The following is a 22,551-nucleotide window of genomic DNA, read 5'->3' on the forward strand; positions in this document are numbered from 1 at the left end:
TGACGCCGGTTCGCGATTCGCTCGATTGTGGGTTCAGGGAGAATTGAGAAGCGATACCTCGACATGTCCCGAAAGGGCAGACACAACCTCCATCGCGTCCGTCACGGGCGCGATCCACCAGAAGCAAAGGGGCGTGGCGGCTATCGCCGCAGCGCGTGTATGCTCGCCATGCTGTCGCTGCCCATCGGCAGCGCCATGTCATCGTCGAGAAGCCGCGTGATCCGGGCGAATCCGGTGAACGCTTTTCTGGCTTCCTCCGCCGACATCTGTCCCGACAGGGCAGCCGAGCAGCAATTCAGCGCGCACTGATACACTGGGCCACGTCGTCCCGTCGGCCATTTACGCAAGAAAACCATCGCCTCGGCAACACTATCCACTTCTTCTACAGGATGCCCCTGCCCGCGCGATATCCGCACGGGCGCAAAGAAATGCAGGTAGTCCATTGTTTCCTCCCGGTCGATCGAGATGTGCTCGATCGAACCCTGTGAAACGCCCCGCCTGGCCATTTGTTCCATACGGAAAACAGAAATGTTTAAAGAAATTTAGCGGCCGGATTGGTGCTCCCTCAACTCCGGCCGTTCCGATCGGCAGCGCTCAACCGCGATTGGGCATCGGGGGGCGCTTACGCGTCCCACTGGGCGTCGTCTGCACGACGGGAACGGCCGAGATCAGGGCCTGGCTGTAAGGGTGGGCGGGGGCTGAAAACACCTCTTCCGCCGGGCCCTCCTCGACGATCGAGCCGATATACATGACCGCGATGCGGGTTTCTCCTGGAGATCGGCAAGCAGGTTGACGATCTGCGCGCAACGGTTCGGCCACCAGGTTGCCGACGTTCTTGGCAATGCCGAGCACGCCGAGGACGTGCACCGGGCTGCCTTGCCGGGCCAGCGCGATCAGCAGGCCGACCACTGCGGCCGCAACGCCCATGTCGGCCTTCAATATCGAACATCTGCTCGCCGCGTTTTGTGCAGAGACCGCCGGAATCAACACAACGCCGAAATCCAACACGACGCTGGATGATTGTACGCTGATCATGCGTGAGACGATCAATGGCGCTGGAATAGCGCTCGCCGACACGATGACGGCCCAGAATCTGCTGCAGCAGGGCAAACTGGAAGCCGTGGATCGAGAATTCGAATCAACAGGCAGCCCTGTTTCAAAAGCGGCTCACCATCAGGGCCTGTCGATAATCGCCGTTCGCATTGAATATCTTTAAGGCCAAAGCCGGCAAATCGATTGCTTGCCGGTTCCCCTACGTCAGGCGTAACCTCTGCGGTCAACGCGTGAGGGCGCGTGCTGCAAGAAGGGGACATTGCAATGACGATACAAGGCGCATCGCCTGACCTGTATAATGAAGACCTCGCTCCTGCCAAGGTTCGGAACTGGGGACCGTTCTCGATCTTCAACGTCTGGACGTCGGACGTCCATAGCCTATGGGGCTACTACCTCGCCGCCAGCCTGTTTCTGTTTTGTGGCGGCTTCGTCAATTTCATCATCGCCATCGGCATCGGTTCGCTGATCATCTACGCACTGATGAACATGGTTGGTTACGCCGGTGTGAAGACCGGTGTGCCCTACCCCGTGCTCGCCCGCGCCTCCTTCGGCATCTGGGGCGCCAACATTCCGGCACTGGTGCGCGCCATCGTCGCCTGCTTCTGGTACGGCGCGCAGACAGCGGCCGCCTCAGGCGCCATCGTCGCATTGCTGATCCGCTCGCAATGGTTCGCCGATTTCAACGCCAACACCCATTTCCTTGGCCATTCCGGCCTGGAGGTGATTTGCTTCGTAGTCATATGGGCACTGCAACTGCTGATCATCCAACGCGGCATGGAAACGGTGCGCCGCTTCCAGGACTGGGCTGGCCCGGCGGTCTGGGTGATGATGCTGATCCTGGCGGTCTATCTCTGCGTCAAATCAGGAACCTTCGCCTTCACCAGCGATATCCCAATGGATGTACTGCTGGAAAAGACCAAGGATGCGGGGGTCCCTGGTGATCCAGGGTCTTGGACCGCACTGTTTGCCGTGGCGGCGATCTGGGTGACGTACTTCTCGGCGCTCTATCTCAACTTCTGCGATTTCGCCCGTTATGCCCCCGACCAGGCATCGCTGCGCAAGGGCAATATTTGGGGCCTGCCTATCAACCTGATCCTGTTCTCGCTGGTCGCCGGCGTCACCACCATCGCCGCATACGACGTCTACCATGAGGTGCTGCTGCACCCCGACCAGATCTCGGCCAAGTTCGACAGCTGGTTCCTGGCCGCCCTTGCCGCCCTGACCTTCGCGGTGGCGACGCTCGGCATCAATGTCGTGGCCAACTTCGTCTCGCCGGCCTTCGATTTTTCCAATGTCTTTCCCCGCCAGATCGACTTCAAGAAAGGCGGCTACATCGCGGCCGTCATCGCGCTGGTGCTCTATCCCTTTGCGCCGTGGGAAGGCAGTGCCGCATCCTTCGTCAACGTCATCGGCGCAACGATGGGGCCGATCTTCGGCGTGATGATGGTCGATTACTATCTGATCCGCAAAGGTGAAGTCGACGTCGAGGCGCTATATCGCGAGGACGGCGAGTTCCGCTTCCAGGGTGGCTGGCACGTCAATGCCTTCATCGCCGCCGGCATCGGCGCCATCTTCTCGTCGATCCTGCCCAACTTCACCAACTGGCTGCCGTCCTGGTGGGGCGTCTATGGCTGGTTCTTCGGCGTGGCGATTGCCGGCGTCATCTACTACGTGCTGCGCACTGCGGCCGTGAGCGCCAGCGCCAAGATGGCGAAAGCTTGATGAAACCAAAGCGGGGCGGCCCCGAGCCGCCCCGCTTTACCGCGCGATCATTTCGGCCAGCTTGCGCACGGTGTTCCAGTTGCGCGAGGTGCCGACGCCCATGCGCTTGTGGTTGGCAGCGGCAAGTAGGCGCGAGCTGGGCCTCTCCCTTGAAAAGACGACCCAGATGTCGCCGCCGACCAGAAGCACTTTCTCGTCCGCGGCGGCACAGGCTTGAAGCCCGGATATTGCGTCTTCGGCTACAGGTTTGCGCATTACGCGCACCGCCACCTGGTCGCCGGCTTCCACCGACTCGGTCGGGAATGGATTGCTGCTTGCGAGTTTGCGCCAGTCTTCGGCGGCACGGACGATGATATCGACGTGGCGGCCAAAGGCCTGTTCGAACGCGGATTCCAGCAGCTTCTCGAGTCCGGCGACCGAGATCCTTTCGCTCTCGAAGACCAGGTTGCCGGTCGCCACCAGGGTGCGGACATTCTTCAGGCCGAGGCTTTCCGCCATGGCCTTGAGGTCGGACATGACGACCCGCCGCCCCTCTCCCAGGATGATGCTGTAGAGAAGCGCGACATAGGTCCGCATGGAAGCCGTCAGACCAGGCGGCTCTGCTCCACCGCCGCCTCGATGAAGCTGGCAAACAGCGGATGCGGATCGAGCGGCCGGCTCTTCAGTTCGGGGTGATATTGCACGCCGATGAACCAGGGATGGTCGGGGTATTCGACCGTCTCCGGCAGCACACCGTCGGGCGACATGCCTGCAAACACCAGCCCGCAATCCTCCAGGCGCTGCTTGTAGTCGATATTGACCTCGTAGCGGTGCCGGTGACGTTCGGAAATCTGGGTGTCGCCATAGATGTCGGCGATCTTCGAACCCTTGGCGAGCTCGGCCTGATAGGCGCCGAGCCGCATGGTGCCGCCGAGATCGCCAGTAGCCCTGCGCTTTTCCAGCATGTTGCCTTTCAGCCATTCGGTCATCAAACCGACGACAGGCTCCTTGGTCGGGCCGAATTCAGTCGACGAGGCATGTTCGACACCGGCCAGCGATCGCGCCGCCTCGATGCACGCCATCTGCATGCCGAAGCAGATGCCGAAATACGGCACCTTGCGCTCGCGTGCGAATTTTGCCGCCAGGATCTTGCCTTCCGAGCCGCGCTCGCCGAAGCCGCCGGGCACCAATATGCCGTGCACCTTCTCCAGCCATGGCGTCGGGTCTTCCTTTTCGAAGATCTCCGATTCGATCCAGTCGAGCTTGACCTTGACGTGGTTGGCCAGCCCGCCATGCGAAAGCGCCTCGATCAGCGATTTGTAGGCATCCTTGAGGCCGGTATACTTCCCGACGATGGCGATGGTGACCTCGCCTTCCGGATTGTGGATACGGTTGGAGACTGCCTGCCACGGCTCCATGCGCGGCTTGGGCGCCGGCTCGATGCCGAAGGCGGCCAGCACTTCCGAATCCAGACCTTCCTTGTGATAAGCCATCGGCACGTCGTAGATATGCGGCACGTCGAGCGCCTGTATGACGGCGCTTTCCCTGACATTGCAGAACAGCGACAGCTTGCGGCGCTCTTCCTTGGGGATGGCGCGGTCGGCGCGCACCAGAAGAATGTCGGGCGCGATACCTATGCCGCGCAGTTCCTTGACCGAATGCTGGGTCGGCTTGGTCTTCAGTTCGCCCGCCGTCGGGATATAGGGCATCAGCGTCAGGTGGACATAGACGGCGTTGTTGCGCGGCAGGTCGTTGCCGAGCTGGCGGATTGCCTCGAGGAAAGGCATCGCCTCGATGTCGCCGACCGTGCCGCCGATCTCGCACAGCACGAAATCATAGTCGTCATTGCCGTCGAGGACGAAGTTCTTGATCTCGTCGGTGACGTGCGGGATCACCTGCACCGTGGCGCCGAGATAATCGCCGCGCCGCTCGCGCTCGATGATGTTCTTGTAGATACGCCCGGTCGTGATGTTGTCCTGCTGATTGGCGGACCGGCCGGTGAAGCGCTCGTAATGGCCAAGATCGAGGTCCGTCTCGGCACCGTCGTCGGTGACGAACACCTCGCCGTGCTGGTACGGCGACATCGTGCCGGGATCGACGTTCAAGTAGGGGTCGAGTTTTTTGATGCGTGCGCGATAACCTCGCGCCTGCAGGAGAGCCCCAAGGGCCGCTGCGGCAATGCCTTTTCCAAGTGAGGAAACCACGCCGCCTGTGATGAATACATATCGCGCCATGGGAGTCATCGCTTAACGCGGCCGGATTGATTCCGCCAGAGAAAAAACCGCCGCGAAGGCTTTTTCCCAAAAAGGCGCTCGGACAATGATCCCGAAAAGTGGGATCCGGTTTTCGGGACAGGCATCACGGCAAAAGGGTTTTGACCGGGACCTTAGAGCAATTCCAGGAAAAAGTGCGTAGCGGCTTTCCGTCCGGAATTTGCAGTAAAAACAAAGCAGTTACAGAGATTCCATCAAACATTGAATTGCTCTAAGCAAAACAAAAGGGCCGGCTGAGCCGGCCCTTTCGGCATGATGACGGAAACGTCAGATGATGACGACTTTGGTGCCGACCCGGACGCGGCTGTATAGATCCATGACGTGCTCGTTCATCATGCGGAAGCAGCCATTGGACGCGCTGGTGCCGATCGACTGCGGCGCGATGGTGCCGTGGATACGCAGATGCGTGTCCTTCCTGCCGTCATAGAGATAGATAGCGCGGGCGCCGAGCGGGTTCTGGCCGCCGCCGGCCATGCCGTCCTTGTACTGGCCGTAGTGCTTGGGCTCGCGCTTCTGCATGTCGAGCGTCGGGATCCAGCGCGGCCACTCCTGCTTGTCACCGACCGCGACCGTGCCCTTGAACTGCAGGCCTTCGCGGCCGACCGCGATGGCGTAACGGCGTGCGGTGGTCGACGATTCGACGAGGTAGAGTCGGCGAGCGCTGGTGTCGATTACGATTGTGCCGGCGTCATAGCCGGTGAATTCCACGTCCTGAGGCACGAATTCCGGCTTCACCTTGAACGGCTTCTTGGCGTTCTTCTGGGCAAGTGCCGAGTCGAGCGCGCGTGTCTCGGGCAGATAGCTGATCGATGAGCCAGACGAGGTTCCACCGAACAGACCCGCGAACAGGCCGCCGCTTGACTGCTTCTGGCCGCCGACGACCTCGCTGCGCAGTTCGCCATTGTTGCCCGTCAAAGCGACATTCATCGCCTCGGCTGGGATGGCCTCGGCCGCCGGGATCGGGGTGACAGGTTCGATCGGTTCGATGATCTTGACGGTCTTCTTGGCCGGCTTGGCGTCGGCCAAGTCCGTTGCCGCCGCTTTCTGGCCCTTGCTGACTAGGAACGCCTGCCGATCTGCGTCAGCCCTGGCCTTGGCCGCCTCGCGCATCGCCATTTTCCTGGCCTCGAGCGCCTTGGCCTTGGCATCCTCCTTGTCGGCAACGATCTTGGCCTCGATCTTCTTGATCTGGGCGAGATCCTCCGGCGTGGGGTTTTTCTTCTTCTTGAGAAGCTTCAACTGCGTCGCATCGCTTTTGGCAGCGACGGGGATGGCGTCGGTCTTTTCAAGCGATACCGACTGTTGTGCGGCCATGTTTGCCGGCATGGCGGCGGAGGCCGGGGAACTCATGCCGATTGCGGCGCAAAGTCCCAGGAAAATGAAGCTGCGAAGCTGCATGGCGAAGATCCGATCGTTCAATGCTTGTTGCCCACGGCGTCGCCCGACGTCCCCCAAGGACGCGAAAATGCCGCGTGCAATCTATAGTCGAATAAGCGCGTATGCCTCAAGCGCGAGACCGCGCCGCGGTCCGTCGAATCTTCGTGATTGCGCAGCATTTGCCGCGACTGTGTTCAAACGAACACAGATCGCGGTTTCGAACGTAAGGTTATTGGTTCGGAACCTGAGGCGACGCCGGCGCGGTGTTGGTGGTTCCATTGGCCGCTGGCGGCGTGGTGCCGCCGGCGGGCGCGGTGGCCGGGGCAGTTGCCAGCGGTTTTGTCGCGGCGTCGTTGCCGGACGGCGGCGTCGGCGTGGTGTTGCCGGCGGGNTGCTCGACGCCGTTGTGGCCGATCTGGCGCGGTGGCCGGGGCAGTTGCCAGCGGTTTTGTCGCGGCGTCGTTGCCGGACGGCGGCGTCGGCGTGGTGTTGCCGGCGGGTGCCGGCGTGGCCGTACCCGGCAATTGGTTGAGCACGCCCTTGCCGGCGCCATCCGAGGTCGCGGGAACCCGATCGAGAATGTCGATCGGCTTTTCGCCGTAGCGGGCAATGATCGACAAGGTCAGCGACGTCACAAAGAACGCTGCCGCCAGGATCGCCGTCGCCCGGGTCAACGCGTTTGCCGCGCCGCGCGCGGTCATGAAGCCCGATCCGCCACCAATGCCGAGACCGCCGCCTTCGGAGCGCTGCAGCAGCACCACGCCGACAAGGGCGAGCACGACCATGAGATGGATGACGATCAGTACGGTTTGCATAATTTATCCTGGCAAGGCCCTGCCCGGCCGCGGACACGGCCGGTGAATTGGAGGCGGCTCAATACAATGCTTTCACGGCATTTCCAAGCCCGTGGCCGGAATATGGGAAGCAACGCCCCCTTTGCAACGAATTTGGAAGGGATGAGACCCCGCCATCCTGGTGAATCTCAGCCCGCAATGCTGCGATAGGCTTCGGCGATACCCAGAAAATCAGCCGCTTTCAGGCTGGCGCCGCCGACCAGCGCGCCGTCTACATTCCTGACGCCCAGCAGTTCAACGGCATTGGAGGGCTTGACCGAGCCACCGTAGAGGATGCGCATCCTGGCGGCGGCGGTCCCAAGTTTTTCCGCCAGCTTTTCGCGGATATGCGCATGCGCCTCGGCCACATCGGCCGTGGTTGGCGTAAGGCCGGTGCCGATCGCCCACACCGGCTCATAGGCAATGACGGTGTTGGATGGCGTGGCGCTTGGCGGCACTGAGCCGGCGACCTGGCGCGACAGCACCTCCAGCGTGGCTCCAGCCTCACGCTCCTGCCGCGTCTCGCCGATGCACACGATGGCCACGAGCCCGGCCCGCCAGGCGGCGGTGGCCTTGGCCTGGACCGTCGCATCGTCCTCGCCGCTTTGCTCGCGACATTCGGAATGGCCGACAATGACGTGGCTGGCGCCTGCGTCCTTCAGCATCTCCGCGGAAATACAGCCGGTATAAGCACCGCTTTCCTTGGGATGACAGTCCTCGCCGCCGGCATGGACCGGCGTGCGCGACAAAATCTCCGCGGCATGGGAAAGCAGCGTCGCGGGAACGCACACCAGCGCTTCGGTCTCGGCGTCGAGCCCGCTCANCCGCTCATGAAACCGTTGCCGATCATCCTGAGCTCGTTCAGCGAGGCGCTGGTACCGTTCATTTTCCAGTTGCCGGCGACAATCGGGCGAATTCCTGGCGTCATGGTGTGCTTCTCCGGGCGATATCAAGCTCTGGCCCTCACTACCAAAATCAGGCCACAAAGCAATCGACAGTGGGCCGGAAGGGCGCTATTGCGCTTGTTTCAGACTCGGCGCATGCGAAAATGCGCATAAATCGGAAGTAACCATGCTTGGTGTATTGAGAAGCGCGGCGGGTACCTGGGTCGCGAAGACATTGCTTTCGCTGCTGGTGGTCAGTTTCGCCGCCTGGGGCATCTCCGGACGGCTGATGGGCGGCTTTGCGGGCCACGATTCGGTGATAACGGCCGGCGGCACCAAGGTATCGATCAACGAATACCGCCTCGCTTATGACCGCCAGCTCGCCGTCATGTCGCAGCAGTTTGGTCAACGCCTCACTCATGAACAGGCAAAGGCGCTCGGCATCGACAACCAGGTGCTGGCGCAACTCGTTTCCGGTGCCGTCCTCGACGAGCAGGCACGCAAGCTCGGCCTCGGCCTCTCCAAGGACCGGCTGGCCGAACTCACCCGCGAAGATCCGGCTTTCAAGGGCCCTGGCGGTCAGTTCGACCGAAGGACATTCGACTACATGCTGCACCAAGTCGGCATGCGGCCCGAGGATTATCTGAAGAACCGTGCCCAGGTGGCGGTGCGCCAGCAGATTGTCGAGGCGGTCTCGGACGGCCTCAAGGCGCCGGACACGTTTTTCAAGGCGGTCGCGCTCTATCGAGGTGAAGACCGCACGGTCGACTATTTGACTTTGCCTAGGGCGCTGGTCGAGCCGATCGCGGCGCCGAGCGACAGCGTGCTTCAGGCCTATTTCGAGGCCAACAAGAAAAGCTATGCCGCACCTGAATACCGAAAATTCTCCTATGTCCGCCTGGAACCGGCGGACATCATGGATACGACCGCGGTCACCGACCAGCAGGTCAGTGACGACTATAACAAGAACAAGGCACGCTACACCACGCCCGAAACGCGCACCATCGAGCAGCTTGTGTTCAAGACGCCGGATGCCGCCAAGGCGGCGCTCGATTCGCTCAAGGCCGGCGCTACCTTCGACAAGCTGGTGACCGCCGAGGGCAAGACCCCGGTCGACACGCTGCTTGGCACGCTCGCCAAGGACAAGATCGCCGACAAGGCGGTTGCCGATGCCGCCTTCGCGCTCAACGCCAACGAAGTCAGCCAGGTCGTGCAGGGCGCCTTCGGTCCAGTGCTGCTGCGCGTGACCGAGATCAAGCCCGAGGTGGTAAAGCCGCTCGCCGAAGTGTCCGACCAGATTCGCAAGGACCTGGCGCTGGGCGAGGCAAGCCGCATCCTTCTGGATGTGCACGACAACTATGAAGACACCCGCGCATCGGGTAGTTCGCTGGCCGACGCAGCCGCCAAATTGAAGCTTAAAGACATCACCATCGACGCCATCGATCGCAACGGCCTGAGGCCCGATGGCTCCATAGTCAAGGACCTGCCGGAATCGCCGGCGTTGATCAAGGCCGTCTTCGATGCGGAGCCGAACACCGAAAACGAGGCGCTGACCACGGCGGACAACGGCTTCGTCTTCTATGAAGTCGGTTCGATCACACCGGCCCGCGACCGCACTCTTGATGAGGTGCGCCAGAAGGTTGTCGCCGACTGGACGGCGGCCGAGACCGCCAAGCGGCTCGCCGCCAAGGCGGACGAACTCGAGAAGCGCCTCAAGGCCGGTGCCACGCTCGACGTTATCGCCGGCGAACTCAAGCTGGAGAAGCAGACCAAGCGCGGCTTGAAGCGCGAAGCCGACGATGCCGATTTCGGCAAGGAGGGCGCCGCCGTCATGTTCGGGGTCGGCGAAGGCGGCACCGGATTGATCCCCTCGCCCACCGGCGACGGCCAGATCCTGTTCAAGGTCGCCGAAGTGTTCGAACCGGCCGGCGCCGACGCCAACTCGGTGCCGGACGACGCGCAGAAATCATTCACCTCCGGCATGTCCGACGACCTGCTCGACCAGTTGGTGGCGCAGTTGCAGACGCAGTACGACGTCCGCATCGACCAGGGCGCCGTTGCCCAAGCCTCGACAAGATGAGCGCGCTGAAAACCCATATTGCCAAAGTCGCGACCGGCACCGCCCTGTCCTTCGAGGAAGCCTGCGAGGCCTTCGACATCATCATGTCGGGCGATGCGACCCCAGGCCAGATCGGCGGCTTCCTGATGGCGTTGCGCGTACGCGGCGAGACGGTGAGCGAAATCTCGGGCGCTGTCGCCACAATGCGCGCCAAGATGCTGCGCGTCGATGCTCCTGACGGCGCCATCGACATCGTCGGCACCGGTGGCGACAATTCGCACTCGGTCAACATCTCGACGGCTTCCGCCTTTGTCATTGCCGGCAGCGGCGTGCCGGTCGCCAAGCACGGCAATCGCGGCCTGTCCTCGCTGACCGGCGCGGCCGACGTGCTGATTGCCCTTGGCGTCAGGATCGACATCGCGCCGGAGCTAATCGGTAAGTGCATCCATGAAGCCGGCGTCGGCTTCATGTTCGCGCCAGCGCACCATCCGGCTATGAAGCATGTCGGTCCGGTTCGTGGCGAGCTTGGTACGCGCACCATCTTCAACCTGCTCGGCCCGCTTTCGAACCCGGCTAGCGTCAGGCGGCAGATGGTCGGCGTGTTCATGCCGGAATGGATCATGCCGGTGGCCGAAACGCTGAAGGCGCTCGGCACCGAGCATGCCTGGGTCGCTCACGGCGATGGTTATGACGAGATCACCACCACAGGCGAGACACAGGTAGCCGAACTGATCGGCGGCGAAATCCGCGGCTTCACGCTGACCCCGGAAGAGGTTGGACTGAAGCGTCATACCAAGGATGAGTTGCGTGGCGGTGATGCCGCCTACAATGCCAAGGCCTTGCGCTATATGCTGGGCGGCACCGCCGGCGCTTATCGCGACACGGTGTTGATGAATGCCGGCGCCGGACTGGTGATTGCGGGCAAGGCTACGACGCTCCGTGATGGCATCGCCATCGCCGCACAGGCCATCGACAGCGGCCGGGCGCTGCAGGTGCTCGACCGGCTGGTCGAGATTTCGAACGGGTGAACCGTGTCTGACATTCTGCGCAAGATCGAAGCCTACAAGCGCGACGAGATCGCCGCCGCCAAGGCACGCGTGCCGCTGGCAGAGATCAAGGCGCGCGCGAAGGACGCCGACGCGCCGCGCGGGTTCCTCGCCGCGCTCGAAGCGAAGCGCGGATCGGGTGGTTTCGCACTGATCGCCGAGATCAAGAAAGCAAGCCCGTCCAAAGGGTTGATCCGTGCCGATTTCGATCCGCCCAGCCTGGCCAGGGCCTATGAAAAAGGCGGCGCGGCCTGTCTTTCCGTGCTGACCGATGCGCCCTCCTTTCAGGGCGCACCGGAGTTTCTGACCGAAGCGCGAGCAGCCGTGGCGCTGCCCGCCCTGCGCAAGGATTTCCTGTTCGACCCTTACCAGGTCTACGAGGCGCGGGCCTGGGGCGCGGACGCCATTTTGATCATCATGGCCAGCGTCGATGATGCCATGGCCAGCCAACTCGAATCGACCGCTTTCGAGCTCGGCATGGATGCCCTGATCGAGGTCCACGATGAACCCGAGACGGAGCGAGCGCTGAAACTGTCATCGCAATTGATCGGCATCAACAACCGCAATCTGCGGACATTCGAGACCAGCCTCGATACGTCGGAGCGGTTGCGGGCGATGGTGCCGGGCGGTCATTTGCTGGTCAGCGAAAGCGGCATCTTCTCGCATGACGATTGTCTTAGACTGCAAAGGATGGACATCGGCGCCTTCCTGGTGGGCGAGAGCTTGATGCGCCAACGGGACGTGACTGGTGCAACGCGCTCGCTGCTCACGGGCAAGGCGTCCGATGCATCGGGCCGAAAATCGGAATCGATTTTCGGAGAGCACGATGCATAGAGTCAAAGTGATAGAGCGCACTTTGTGCGTCCGAATGGACGCACGTCGCTCTATGGCGATTTGACGATGACAGGCGCTCTCACCCATCTTGGCGCACAGGGCGAGGCCAATATGGTCGATGTCGGCGGCAAGGACGAGACGACGCGCACCGCGATCGCCGAGGGTTTCGTCTCGATGCAGCCTGAGACGCTGAAGACCATCCTCGCCGGCAATGCCAAAAAAGGCGATGTGCTCGGCACGGCGCGCATAGCCGGCATCATGGCGGCGAAGAAGACGCATGAACTGATCCCGCTCTGCCACCCCCTGCTGCTGACCAAGGTTTCCGTGGACATCGAGCCTGACCATGCTCTGCCCGGCCTGAAGGTCACCGCCCTTGCACGCGTCACCGGCAAGACCGGCGTCGAAATGGAAGCATTGACGGCAGCTTCGGTGGCCTGCCTGACCATTTACGACATGGCCAAGGCGGTGGACCGCGCCATGATCATCTCCGGCATACGGCTGGTCGAAAAGACCGGTGGCAAGTCCGGCGACTACAAGGCAGGTCTTTGATGGCACTGGTTCCGGTCGCCGACGCGCTCGAGCGCCTGCTCGACGACACTATGCCGCTGGCAGGCGAAAGCGTCCCGCTCATCGAGGCGATCGATCGTGTGCTGACTGAACCGGTCATGGCGCTGCGCACCCAGCCGCCCTTCAACGCTTCGGCCATGGACGGCTATGCAGTGCGAGCCGCTGATGTCGCGTCGGTCCCGTCGAAACTCTCGGTGGTCGGCATGGCGCCCGCCGGACGTGGCTTTGACGGCGCGGTCGGCCAGGCACAGGCAGTGCGTATCTTCACCGGCGCACCGTTGCCTGACGGCGCCGACACCATCGTTATCCAGGAAAACGTCCGGGATCTCGGCGGCGGCAACATCGAAGTGATCGAGCCCACCGCCACGTGGCGTAACATTCGCCGCGTCGGCCTCGATTTTTCCAAGGGCGACGTGCTGCTGGAGAAGGGGCGCGTGCTCGACCCGGCGGCACTGTCGCTGACGGCATCGGCCAATCATCCCCGAGTAAGCGTGGTGAAGCGGCCGCTGGTCGCCATCATCGCCACCGGTGACGAGCTGTTGCCGCCCGGCAGCGAACTCGGGCCTGACCAGATTATTTCGTCCAACTCCTACGGCGTCGCCGCTGCGGCACAATCGGTCGGTGCCTGTGCGCTCGATCTCGGGATCGCTGCCGACCGCAAGGACGATATCGCCGGCCTGGTCAGGAAAGCAGTCGCGGCGGGCGCCGATGTCATCGTCACGCTGGGCGGCGCCTCGGTCGGCGACCACGACCTGATTCATGACGTGCTGACCGGCGAAGGCATGACGCTCGGCTTCTGGAAGATCGCAATGCGTCCCGGCAAGCCGCTGATGTTCGGGCGCCTCGGCGCTATCAGATGCATCGGCCTGCCCGGCAACCCGGTAGCAAGCCTGGTCTGCTCGCAACTGTTCCTGAAGCCGCTTCTGGCACGGCTGGGCGGTCGCGACCATCGTCAGGACATCCGCCCGGCACGGCTGGGCGCCGCACTGGCGGCCAATGATCTGCGCCAGGATTACGTGCGGGCGGTGGTCAGGGAAGATGACGGCGAACTGGTGGCGACGCCGTTCGGCATCCAGGATTCCTCGATGCTGAGAATGCTGGCCGACGCCAACGGACTGGTCGTGCGCGCGCCTTTTGCCCCTGCGTCCGCCGCGGGCGACACTTGCAGGGTTCTGATGTTACGCTGAAGAATTGCATCATAACCAGCCGATAACTGGACCTATTCCGAGATCAATGTTTGCGTCAACGCATGCGCCGGATCGGCAAGGCCATCGACAACGTCGTAATGATGCCGGTCGGGCTCGACCACGGTACTGGTGGTGGCGCCAAGTCCGGTCCAGATGTTGGCCAGTAACGCATTCTGGCGCAAGAACTCGGAACGCTCTCCACCGCCGGCCCAGCAGGTGATGCGGACACCATCGATTGGCCGCAGCAGTGCCGGGCTTTCCGTCAGCGCCTCATGCTCATCGATTTTCAGCACGGCGTTCATGCCGGTGCGCATCAGCGGGCGCAAATCGTGCAAGCCGGAAATCGAAACGACGTGGCGTATGCGCCGCACGACATCGGTGGCGAGCGGTGTGGTTGTGGTCACCATGCGGCTGGCGAGATGTCCACCGGCCGAATGTCCGGTCAATATCAGCGGTCCCCCGACCATTGCCGCCGCTTTGCCGATCGCCGCCCCGATTTCGCTGACAATGCCGGCAATGCGGATGTCCGGGCAGAGCGTGTAGGAAGGCGCAGCCACGGCAAAGCCGTTGCCGACCGCGCCCTTGGCGAGATGCGACCAGCCGCTTTTATCGGACTCCAGCCAGTAGCCGCCATGGATGAACACGACGAGCCCCCTGGGCGTGGCCTCCGGCAGGAAAAGGTCGAACCGGTTGCGCGACCGATCGCCATAAGCGATGTCGAACCGTGCCCGGCCCTCCCCCGACAGTACGTCACGGAACGCTTGCGCCGGTCCTGACCAGGCGGCCGGCCAACGGTCGCTGCCGGCAATATTCGGGCCGTTGGCGTAGGCATTGTCCCAATCGGCAATGCGATGGTCGACCATCGGCACCCTCCCCGAAACAGCGTCGTCTCCGCGTAGCAATGGCCGCCACCATGTCGTGCGTCAAGGCTTTGGGGTGAAACATTTTAGGCTTGAAACAAATTTCGACTGGTGCGATCCTGCCTGCAGAAGAACCGACAGAATGGGAGGTCCGCCGTGCTTTCCGAACCTGCCGATGGTCACCTTTCCGGTGACATGTCGACAAGAGTGTAGCCGGCCGCACGAAGCCTTCCGCGAGAGACAGGAATTCAGATCCACCGCCTCCCGCCAAGTGCCTTGCACGCTGGCCGGCGGCAGACAGGGACAGCGGCGACATGCTTGGGCCTTCAGCGCATACCGACACCTTCACGCGCGATAATCTGCCGCCGCCCGAGCAATGGCCTGACTTCCTGCTCGACGGCTTTGAGTATCCAGAACACCTCAATGCCGGTGTCGAATTGACCGACAGGCTGGTCGAGAAGGGCCTCGGTGACCACACCGCGCTGATCGGCAACGGCCGCCGCCGCACCTACAAGGAACTGTCCGACTGGACGAACCGGCTCGCCCATGCGCTGGTCGAGAACTACGGCGTCAAGCCGGGCAACCGGGTGCTGATCCGCGCCGCCAACAACCCGGCAATGGTCGCCTGCTGGCTGGCCGCCACCAAGGTCGGTGCTGTCGTGGTCAACACCATGCCGATGTTGCGCGCCGGAGAACTCACCAAGATCGTCGACAAGGCCGAGATCACGACCGCGCTCTGCGACACAAGGCTGATGGACGAGATGACCGCCTGCGCCAAGGACAGCGCATTCCTGAAGCAGGTGATCGGCTTCGACGGCACGGCCAACCATGACGCCGAGCTCGACCGCGCCGCCCTTGACAAGCCGGTTACCTTCACCGCCGTCAGCACCGGCCGCGACGATGTAGCCCTGCTCGGTTTCACTTCGGGGACGACCGGCGTGCCGAAGGCGACGATGCATTTCCACCGCGACCTGCTGATCATCGCCGATGCCTACGCCCGTGAAGTCCTGCAGGTGACGCCCGACGACATCTTCGTCGGCTCGCCGCCGCTCGCCTTCACCTTCGGCCTTGGCGGGCTTGCCATCTTCCCCCTGCGCTTCGGCGCGGCGGCAACACTGCTGGAACAGGCGACGCCGCCCAACATGGTCCATATCATCGAGACCTACAAAGCGACCATTTCCTTCACCGCGCCGACCGCCTACCGGGCCATGCTGAGGGCCATGGACGAAGGCGCCGATCTGTCATCGTTGCGCGTTGCTGTCTCGGCAGGCGAGACCTTGCCGGCTCCGGTCTTCGAAGAGTGGACGCGAAAGACCGGCAAGCCTATCCTTGACGGCATCGGCGCCACCGAAATGCTGCACATCTTCATCTCCAACCGCTTTGACGACAGGAAGCCCGCTTCGACCGGCAAGCCGGTGGGCGGTTACGAGGCGCGCATCGTCGACGAGGAGATGCGCGAGGTGCCGCGTGGCGAGACCGGACGGTTGGCGGTGCGCGGGCCGACCGGCTGCCGCTACATGGCCGATGACAGGCAGAAGGACTTTGTGCGCGACGGCTGGAACCTCACCGGCGATACCTTCACGCAGGATGAGGACGGCTTCTTCCACTTCGCCGCACGTTCCGACGACATGATCGTCAGCGCCGGCTACAACATCGCCGGACCCGAGGTCGAGGCGGCGCTGCTGTCGCATCCCGATGTCGCCGAATGCGCGGTCATCGGCGCGGAGGATGGCGAGCGCGGCCAGATCGTCGAGGCGCATGTCGTGCTGGTGCAAGGTGTCCCGCCAGACGCAATGACCGTCAAGCGCCTGCAGGACCACGTCAAGGCAGCCATCGCGCCCTACAAATACCCCCGATCCGTCAAATTCATCGCCGCTCTGCCGAAGACCCAGACCGGCAAGGTCCAGCGCTTCCGGCTGCGCACGGAGAAGATCAAGTGAGCGAGCCTTACGATCCGGCCTCCGAAGGTGCAGAGATGTCGTTCAAGGAGCGCATGTCCTACAGCGACTATCTGCACCTGGAGAAAGTGCTGGAGGCCCAGACGCCGATGTCCTCGGCGCATGACGAAATGCTGTTCATCATCCAGCACCAGACATCGGAATTGTGGATGAAACTCGCTTTGCACGAGATTGGCGCGGCGATCCGCTCGATCCGTGCCGACCGCCTCGAACCGAGCTTTAAGATGCTGTCGCGTGTCGCCCGCATTTTCGAGCAGTTGAACAATGCCTGGGACGTGCTGCGCACGATGACGCCCAGCGAATACACCGAGTTTCGCGACGCGCTCGGCCAGTCCTCGGGTTTCCAGTCCTGGCAGTATCGCGCCATCGAGTTCATGGCCGGTAACCGCAACCTCGCCATGCTCGGGCCGCACACGCACCGGCCGGACCTCAGCCAGAAGCTGGAGGCGATCCTGGCGGAGCCGTCGCTCTACGATGAAGCGCTGCTGCTTCTGGCGCGCAATGGCTTCGACATCGGGCCGGACGCAAAGCGCACGGATTGGCGCGAGACGCGGACCGAGAACGAAGAAGTCCTGGTCGCCTGGCAGACGGTGTACCGCGATCCGCAGCGCTACTGGATGTTTTATGAACTGGCGGAGAAGCTGGTCGACTTCGAGGACTATTTCCGCCGCTGGCGGTTCAACCACGTCACCACCGTCGAGCGCATCATCGGCCTGAAGCGCGGTACCGGCGGCACGTCGGGAGCCTCCTATCTCAAGAAGATGCTCGAGGTCGTCCTGTTTCCGGAACTGTGGACGGTTCGCACCCGGCTTTGAACTCTCGTTTGGCTCAATTCCCGTGGGAAAAACCGCGTCACGGTTTCCCACGGGAATTGCGCCGCTTTTCAGGTCACCGCCGTCTTGACCGCGAAGCGCGCATCCTGCCAGGCGCCGGTGCGCAGGATATCTTCCAGCACCTCGACCGCCCGCCAAACATCGGCGTAGCCGACATAGAGCGGGGTGAAGCCGAAGCGGATGGTCGACGGCGCACGGAAATCGCCGATCACGCCGCGCTCGACCAGGGCCCGCATCACCTGGTAGCCGTTGGGGTGGAGGAACGAAACCTGGCTGCCACGCTGCTTGCCGTCGCGCGGGCTTTCCAGCTCCAGGCCGTAGGCGCCGCATCTGGCCTCGACGAGCTGAATGAACAGGTCGGTGAGCGCGATACTCTTCTTGCGCACCGCCGCCATGTCGACGTCGTCCCACATATCCAGCGCCCCCTTCAGCGCCCGCATCGACAACACCGGCTGCGTGCCGCACAGGAACCGGCGGATACCGCTGCCGGCCGCATAACCCTGCTCGAAAGCGAAGGGCCGCGCATGGCCCCACCAACCGCTGAGCGGCTGCTGGACCTTATCGTGATGACGCTCGGCGGCGTAGATGAAGGCAGGCGCGCCCGGGCCGCCATTGAGATATTTGTAGCTGCAGCCGATGGCGAAATCGGCATTGGCGCTGTCGAGCTCGACAGGCAGCGCGCCGGCGGTGTGGCAGAGATCCCAGACGATCAGCGCTCCGACCTGATGGGCCTTGCATGTCAGTGCCGCCATGTCGCGCAATTTGCCGGATTTGTAGTTGACGTGGTTGACCAGGATGACCGCGACGCGCTCGTCGATGAGATCCTCAATGGTCGGCGCATCAACGCCCTCAAGCCGCAACACCGTGCCGGGGCGCGTCGAGGCCACGCCTTCGGCCATGTAGAGATCGGTTGGAAAGCTGTCGCCCTCGGCGACGATGACCGAGCGGTCCGGCCGCATGCCGAGTGCGGCATGCAGCACCTTGTAGATGTTGATCGAGGTCGTATCGCAGACCACCGTCTGGCCGGCCGCCGCGCCGATCAGCCGCCCCAGTTGGTCGCCGAGCGCGACCGGCATGTCGAACCAGCCGGCGGTGTTCCAGGCACGGATCAGATCCTGCGCCCATTCCTGGGTCGCGGCTTTCCGCAGCTCGTCGAAGACGGCGGGTGCCGCGGCGCCGAGTGAATTGCCGTCGAGATAGATGACGCCTTCCGGCAAGATGAACCGGTCGCGCATGGCACGCAGCGGGTCCGCCGCGTCCATGGCTCCGACGGCTGCGAGATCGAGCGTTGCACGCATCATTTGTACATTTCCTGGTTATTCACGCCCTGGTTATTTCCGCCTTGGTGATTCACGCCGGGCTACTCACGAATAGCTTCGCGAACCGGTGCGTACCCCCGGCTGCGCTTGAGGCTGGGCAAGGCAAGCATGGCCAGCACGAACAGGCCCGTCGCAAGCTTCAGGTCAGGCGGCGGCATGCCGGCCGCAAGGCAGAACGACACCAGCTGGTAGTAGATGATCGCGCCGGCGAAGGGCGCCAGCAGTTGCCGCCAGACCGTTTGCTTGCCGACGACGGCTTCGCCGATCATCAGCGCGGCAAGGCCATTAATGAGAATTCCCAGGCCCATATTGACATCGGCGAACCCTTGCGACTGCACCATCAACGCACCGCTTGACGCCGAAAAAGCGCTGGCCAGCCCGACACCGCCTATGGTCGCGGCCCAGACATTGATGCCTTGCGCCTCGGCCATGTCAGGATTGGCGCCCACGGCGCGGACGGCAGTCCCCTTCTCGGTCCTGAAGAACATGTAGAGCAGCATGAAGGCGACAAGCGCGAGGAGACCCGCGACGACGATCTTGCTGGCGGGGAAACCCGGCCGCGCGAACGGCACCCAGTCGAACACCGAGGGCGAACCGAAGACCGACAGGTTGGACTTGCCCATGATGCGAAGGTTGATGCTGTAGAGCATCGTCATCATCAGGATGCCCGCAAGCAGCGTGTGGATGCGGAAGCGCAGATGGATGAAGGCGGTGCAGCAGCCCGCCGCGAAGCCGGCGACGAGGGCGGCGGCGATGCCCATCAGCGGCGATGCGCCGGCGGCAAGGAGAACGCCGCAGACGCAGCCGCCCAGCGGAAAAGCGCCTTCGCTGGTGAGATCGGGAAAATTCAGCATGCGAAACGGGATCATGATCCCGAGCACGACAAAGGCCAGGATCAGGCTTTGCGCCAGGGTGACCGGCATGATCGCGACGAAGCTGGCGAGAACGTCCCCAACAAAACCCATGATGATCAACTCGCCAGCAACATGCGATCGGTCTTGACGGAAAAATGGCGGATCAGATCGACAACCGTGACCCTCGCCTTCTCCTGCCCTGTGACTTCCAGGAGCACCCGGCCGGCATCGAGCATGATCACCCGGCTGCCATGGTCGACGGCGTGTTGCATGTTGTGGGTCACCATCAGGGTGGTCAGCTTCAGCGCATTGACGGCGCGCACCGTCGCGCGCATGACGATCTCGGCCGTGCGCGGATCGAGCGCTGCCGTATGCTCGTCGAGCAGCAGCAGATCCGGCGATCCTCCGACAGCCATGATCAGCGACAGCGACTGCCGCTGCCCGCCCGAGAGCAGGTCGACACGGGTATCGAGACGGTTTTCAAGGCCGAGGCCCAATATCGACAGGCGCTCCTTGTAGGACGCCAGCCGTGTGGCGTTCAGCCCCTGCCGCAGCGTGCGTTTTTGACTGCGCAGGTCGGCCAGCAGCATGTTCTCCGCCACGGTCATGCTGGCGGCGGTGCCGCGCATCGGATCCTGGAAGACGCGCGCCAATCTTTCGGCACGCTTGTGCACCGGCATCCCTGTCACATCCGCGCCATTGATCAGGATCTTGCCGGAATCCAGCACAAGAGCACCAGAAATGGCGTTGAGCATGCTGCTCTTGCCGGCCCCGTTTGAGCCGATGACGACCCCGAACTCTCCCGTGGCCAAGGACAGGCTGAGACCGTCCAGCGCGACCTTCTCGTCGGCCTGGCCTTTGTAGAACACTTTGCGCGCGGATCGTATGTCGAGCATCGTTCCTCCGTGACCTCGGGATGACGGCGCCGACGCCATCATCCCAGCAGTTCCGATGTTAGTCGACGATGCAGCCGCAATCGGCCATTGAAGCCGGTATCTCGACGCCGAACGCGGCCATCGCCTTGCGCGAGATCGTTGCCATGTGGTCCTTGTAGGCCGGGCGCGACGGCGCGATCGTCTTGGGATCCTTGCCCTTGAGGATCTCGGCGGCGATGTTGCCGGCGTTGATGCCGACCTGGGTGTAATTGACCGCGAAGCTCGCCGGCACGGTGCCGTTGCGGACCGCGCTGTCATCGGAGTTGACGACCGGGATACCGGCCTGGCGGGCGGCCGCTGAGACAGCGGCGATCGCCGGCTGAATCAAGTTCGAGGCCGGGCCGTAGATCACGTCGGCCTTGCCGGCGAACGAAGCGATACGCTGCTGGATGTCATTTACGTTGTCGATGCCGACCTCGACCACCTCGAAACCGGCGGCCGGTGCCGCCGCCTTGATCTTTTCGACCAAGGCAACGTCATTGGCCTCACCGGGATTATAAGGCACGCCGAAGCGCTTGGCGTTCGGCAGCAGCTTCTTGGTGAAGGCCATCACCGCGGCGACGTCCTGCAGATCGCTGGCGCCGGTCATGCCTTCGTCTCCGGCGTCCCATGATGGCACCAGCTTGGCCGCCACCGGATCGGTGACCGCGGCAAAAACGATCGGAATGCCGGAACCCGCGAGCGCTTTCTTGGCGATCTGCGAGACCGGCGTGGTGATGGTGTAGATCAGCTTGGGCTGCTCGGCCTGCAGCTTGGCGATCATCTGCGGCACCAGCGACGCATCGAAATTGGTGTGGCTCTCCGTGTAGACGACGTCCTTGCCCTCGACGAAGCCGTTATCCGTCAGCGCCTTCTTGAAGCCGGCTATGGCGGCGTTCAATTGCGGATGCTCGCCGAAATTGGCAATGCCGATACGGATCTGATCGGCCGCGGCACTGCCGGCGCTGACCATCAATGCGCCTGCCAGGGCCAAACCCGACAACCAAGCGGATTTCGACTTTAACATCATTTCCTCCCAGATTTGATCAGGGCCGCTTGGAAACGCGGCTGCTCCGCGATCATGGTCAGTCCGCCGGTCTGTGTCAAACATTATATATAATTGTTGTAGTAACCCAGTATCATATATACTTTTAGCCAGACGACGGATTGATCACGATGCGGGATGAGACGAGTTCCACAAAAACGGAAGCCGCCTATCAGCTGTTGCGGCGCGACATCCTGACCACGCGCCTCATGCCCGGCGCCCCGCTCAAACTGAGTGCGCTGCGCGGCACATATGGCGTCGGTTGGACACCGTTGCGCGAAGCCCTGTCGCGGCTCGAGGCCGAACGCTTGGTCACCGCCATCAGCAATCGTGGTTTTGCCGTGGCTCCGGTGTCGCGGGCCGAGCTGGAGGATCTGGCACGCGCCAGGATGGTGGTCGAGATACCCCTGTTCCTCGAATCGATGGAAAAAGGCGGCAGGGAGTGGGAGGATGCCGTAGTCACTGCCCACTACCGGCTCTCGCGTTGCAAGACGGCGGTCGACGATCCCTCCGACACGGCCGTCGACAGATGGGATGAGAACCACGAGGCTTTCCATGCGGCGCTGCTGAGCGCCGCCACATGCGACTGGCTGTTGCGGTTCCGCTCGACAATCTCGGATCAGTTGCGCCGGCATCATCGCTTTCTTGGTCTGGCGCCGACATTGCGGGCCGCGGCCGGCCTCAAGGACGGCTATGAACAGGCAATGGAGGCGTTGTGCGAAGCGATCGCGATCGAACACCATACTGCGATCATGGAAGCGGCACTCGATCGTGACGTCGAACGGGCCAAGGCGTTGATGACGGCGCATATCGGCTACACACTGCACGTCTATGTTCATAGCGAAGACAGCGGCGCGACCAGATACGCCGCCCGCGCCGGCAGCTTGAAGGGGTCGGGATAACTTCAGCGCTTCCGCGACGCCTATTCGAACGCGCTGGCCGGAGTGCGCCGAA

The 22,551-nt window shown here is 62.8% G+C and carries 19 protein-coding genes and 3 pseudogenes; 10 read left to right on the plus strand and 12 right to left on the minus strand.

Translation table 11 applies throughout. From position 1 onward, the window contains the following. Positions 1 to 140 precede the first annotated feature (140 nt). Positions 141 to 443, minus strand: a complete 303-nt coding sequence (locus X739_RS146110) for a DUF982 domain-containing protein (RefSeq protein WP_015317826.1) — start codon at positions 441 to 443, stop codon at positions 141 to 143. A 99-nt stretch (positions 444 to 542) separates the two neighbouring features. Beyond that, positions 543 to 765 (minus strand): annotated as a pseudogene (locus X739_RS1000000168245) (peptide ABC transporter ATP-binding protein); the annotation flags it as partial. A 160-nt stretch (positions 766 to 925) separates the two neighbouring features. Here X739_RS1000000168245 and X739_RS1000000170645 point away from each other — a divergent pair. Beyond that, entirely contained in the window at positions 926 to 1,216 is a 291-nt protein-coding gene (locus tag X739_RS1000000170645) for a hypothetical protein (protein ID WP_023795188.1), read from the plus strand. 101 nt (positions 1,217 to 1,317) lie between these two features. Further along, positions 1,318 to 2,775 (plus strand): NCS1 family nucleobase:cation symporter-1, encoded by a 1,458-nt coding sequence (locus tag X739_RS146095; RefSeq protein ID WP_023773786.1) that lies wholly within the window; start codon positions 1,318 to 1,320, stop codon positions 2,773 to 2,775. Between the two features lie 36 nt (positions 2,776 to 2,811). Here the strand turns inward: X739_RS146095 and X739_RS146090 are convergent, their stop codons facing one another. The 5 genes and pseudogenes from X739_RS146090 to tpiA all read right to left on the minus strand — a co-directional run bounded on the left by X739_RS146090 (position 2,812) and on the right by tpiA (position 8,165). Beyond that, on the minus strand, positions 2,812 to 3,351 hold the full coding sequence (locus tag X739_RS146090; RefSeq protein WP_023773787.1) for a DUF1697 domain-containing protein: 540 nt from the start codon (positions 3,349 to 3,351) through the stop codon (positions 2,812 to 2,814). An 8-nt stretch (positions 3,352 to 3,359) separates the two neighbouring features. Next, entirely contained in the window at positions 3,360 to 4,997 is a 1,638-nt protein-coding gene (locus tag X739_RS146085) for a CTP synthase (protein WP_083883046.1), read from the minus strand. Between the two features lie 297 nt (positions 4,998 to 5,294). After that, the gene (locus X739_RS146080) at positions 5,295 to 6,425 is read right to left on the minus strand and encodes a L,D-transpeptidase (RefSeq protein ID WP_023795189.1); all 1,131 of its coding nucleotides are present in this window, start codon (positions 6,423 to 6,425) and stop codon (positions 5,295 to 5,297) included. A gap of 395 nt (positions 6,426 to 6,820) precedes the next feature. Then, positions 6,821 to 7,219: pseudogene (gene secG, locus X739_RS0134800) on the minus strand (preprotein translocase subunit SecG); the annotation flags it as partial. A 167-nt stretch (positions 7,220 to 7,386) separates the two neighbouring features. Then, a pseudogene (gene tpiA, locus X739_RS01000000166340) lies at positions 7,387 to 8,165 on the minus strand (triose-phosphate isomerase). A gap of 143 nt (positions 8,166 to 8,308) precedes the next feature. Between tpiA and X739_RS146075 the strand changes: the two are divergent. From X739_RS146075 to glp, 5 genes are all read left to right on the plus strand, one after another. Further along, positions 8,309 to 10,201: a SurA N-terminal domain-containing protein gene (locus tag X739_RS146075; RefSeq protein ID WP_023795190.1), complete on the plus strand. Its 1,893-nt coding sequence runs from the start codon at positions 8,309 to 8,311 to the stop codon at positions 10,199 to 10,201. Further along, complete coding sequence (gene trpD, locus X739_RS146070; protein WP_023795191.1) at positions 10,198 to 11,208, plus strand: anthranilate phosphoribosyltransferase; 1,011 nt, start codon at positions 10,198 to 10,200, stop codon at positions 11,206 to 11,208. The genes X739_RS146075 and trpD overlap by 4 nt, the downstream gene beginning before the upstream one ends. A gap of 3 nt (positions 11,209 to 11,211) precedes the next feature. After that, positions 11,212 to 12,060, plus strand: a complete 849-nt coding sequence (trpC, locus tag X739_RS146065; RefSeq protein WP_023795192.1) for an indole-3-glycerol phosphate synthase TrpC — start codon at positions 11,212 to 11,214, stop codon at positions 12,058 to 12,060. A gap of 66 nt (positions 12,061 to 12,126) precedes the next feature. Further along, entirely contained in the window at positions 12,127 to 12,609 is a 483-nt protein-coding gene (gene moaC, locus X739_RS146060; protein WP_023773794.1) for a cyclic pyranopterin monophosphate synthase MoaC, read from the plus strand. Further along, the gene (gene glp, locus X739_RS146055; protein WP_023795193.1) at positions 12,609 to 13,814 is read left to right on the plus strand and encodes a gephyrin-like molybdotransferase Glp; all 1,206 of its coding nucleotides are present in this window, start codon (positions 12,609 to 12,611) and stop codon (positions 13,812 to 13,814) included. Before moaC ends, glp begins: the two co-directional genes overlap by 1 nt. Before the next feature lie 32 nt (positions 13,815 to 13,846). Here glp and X739_RS146050 read toward each other — a convergent pair whose 3' ends face one another. Further along, entirely contained in the window at positions 13,847 to 14,677 is an 831-nt protein-coding gene (locus X739_RS146050) for an alpha/beta hydrolase (RefSeq protein ID WP_023795194.1), read from the minus strand. 311 nt (positions 14,678 to 14,988) lie between these two features. Between X739_RS146050 and X739_RS146045 the strand changes: the two genes are divergently transcribed. Together X739_RS146045 and kynA are read left to right on the plus strand one after the other, a co-directional pair. Further along, a complete protein-coding gene (locus X739_RS146045) occupies positions 14,989 to 16,614 on the plus strand; it encodes an AMP-binding protein (protein WP_023795195.1) in 1,626 nt (541 codons plus the stop codon). Continuing rightward, positions 16,611 to 17,447 (plus strand): tryptophan 2,3-dioxygenase, encoded by an 837-nt coding sequence (gene kynA / locus X739_RS146040; protein WP_031252144.1) that lies wholly within the window; start codon positions 16,611 to 16,613, stop codon positions 17,445 to 17,447. Before X739_RS146045 ends, kynA begins: the two co-directional genes overlap by 4 nt. Positions 17,448 to 17,515: 68 nt before the next feature. Here kynA and kynU read toward each other — a convergent pair whose 3' ends face one another. The 4 genes from kynU to X739_RS146020 form a co-directional block, all read right to left on the minus strand. Then, entirely contained in the window at positions 17,516 to 18,763 is a 1,248-nt protein-coding gene (kynU, locus tag X739_RS146035) for a kynureninase (RefSeq protein ID WP_023773799.1), read from the minus strand. Positions 18,764 to 18,825: 62 nt separating this feature from the next. Next, positions 18,826 to 19,749 carry an ABC transporter permease gene (locus tag X739_RS146030; RefSeq protein ID WP_023795197.1) on the minus strand — a complete coding sequence of 308 codons (924 nt, stop codon included), beginning with the start codon at positions 19,747 to 19,749 and terminating at the stop codon, positions 18,826 to 18,828. A 5-nt stretch (positions 19,750 to 19,754) separates the two neighbouring features. Beyond that, positions 19,755 to 20,534, minus strand: coding sequence for an ABC transporter ATP-binding protein (locus X739_RS146025; protein WP_023795198.1), 780 nt, complete (start codon positions 20,532 to 20,534; stop codon positions 19,755 to 19,757). 58 nt (positions 20,535 to 20,592) lie between these two features. Next, positions 20,593 to 21,579 carry an ABC transporter substrate-binding protein gene (locus X739_RS146020; protein ID WP_023773802.1) on the minus strand — a complete coding sequence of 329 codons (987 nt, stop codon included), beginning with the start codon at positions 21,577 to 21,579 and terminating at the stop codon, positions 20,593 to 20,595. 149 nt (positions 21,580 to 21,728) lie between these two features. Between X739_RS146020 and X739_RS146015 the strand changes: the two genes are divergently transcribed. Then, on the plus strand, positions 21,729 to 22,499 hold the full coding sequence (locus X739_RS146015) for a GntR family transcriptional regulator (protein WP_023773803.1): 771 nt from the start codon (positions 21,729 to 21,731) through the stop codon (positions 22,497 to 22,499). Positions 22,500 to 22,551: the final 52 nt, after the last annotated feature.

Source organism: Mesorhizobium sp. LNHC209A00, assembly GCF_000502915.1.
Classification (GTDB): domain Bacteria; phylum Pseudomonadota; class Alphaproteobacteria; order Rhizobiales; family Rhizobiaceae; genus Mesorhizobium.

Bases quoted from the DNA above. Each gene is read 5' to 3' on its own strand.
- X739_RS146110 (WP_015317826.1), bottom strand. From the start codon at position 443: ATGGACTACCTGCATTTCTTTGCGCCCGTGCGGATATCGCGCGGGCAG.
- X739_RS1000000170645 (WP_023795188.1), top strand. From the start codon at position 926: ATGTCGGCCTTCAATATCGAACATCTGCTCGCCGCGTTTTGTGCAGAG.
- X739_RS146095 (WP_023773786.1), top strand. From the start codon at position 1,318: ATGACGATACAAGGCGCATCGCCTGACCTGTATAATGAAGACCTCGCT.
- X739_RS146090 (WP_023773787.1), bottom strand. From the start codon at position 3,351: ATGCGGACCTATGTCGCGCTTCTCTACAGCATCATCCTGGGAGAGGGG.
- X739_RS146085 (WP_083883046.1), bottom strand. From the start codon at position 4,997: ATGACTCCCATGGCGCGATATGTATTCATCACAGGCGGCGTGGTTTCC.
- X739_RS146080 (WP_023795189.1), bottom strand. From the start codon at position 6,425: ATGCAGCTTCGCAGCTTCATTTTCCTGGGACTTTGCGCCGCAATCGGC.
- X739_RS146075 (WP_023795190.1), top strand. From the start codon at position 8,309: ATGCTTGGTGTATTGAGAAGCGCGGCGGGTACCTGGGTCGCGAAGACA.
- trpD (WP_023795191.1), top strand. From the start codon at position 10,198: ATGAGCGCGCTGAAAACCCATATTGCCAAAGTCGCGACCGGCACCGCC.
- moaC (WP_023773794.1), top strand. From the start codon at position 12,127: ATGACAGGCGCTCTCACCCATCTTGGCGCACAGGGCGAGGCCAATATG.
- glp (WP_023795193.1), top strand. From the start codon at position 12,609: ATGGCACTGGTTCCGGTCGCCGACGCGCTCGAGCGCCTGCTCGACGAC.
- X739_RS146050 (WP_023795194.1), bottom strand. From the start codon at position 14,677: ATGGTCGACCATCGCATTGCCGATTGGGACAATGCCTACGCCAACGGC.
- X739_RS146045 (WP_023795195.1), top strand. From the start codon at position 14,989: ATGCTTGGGCCTTCAGCGCATACCGACACCTTCACGCGCGATAATCTG.
- kynU (WP_023773799.1), bottom strand. From the start codon at position 18,763: ATGCGTGCAACGCTCGATCTCGCAGCCGTCGGAGCCATGGACGCGGCG.
- X739_RS146030 (WP_023795197.1), bottom strand. From the start codon at position 19,749: ATGGGTTTTGTTGGGGACGTTCTCGCCAGCTTCGTCGCGATCATGCCG.
- X739_RS146025 (WP_023795198.1), bottom strand. From the start codon at position 20,534: ATGCTCGACATACGATCCGCGCGCAAAGTGTTCTACAAAGGCCAGGCC.
- X739_RS146020 (WP_023773802.1), bottom strand. From the start codon at position 21,579: ATGTTAAAGTCGAAATCCGCTTGGTTGTCGGGTTTGGCCCTGGCAGGC.
- X739_RS146015 (WP_023773803.1), top strand. From the start codon at position 21,729: ATGCGGGATGAGACGAGTTCCACAAAAACGGAAGCCGCCTATCAGCTG.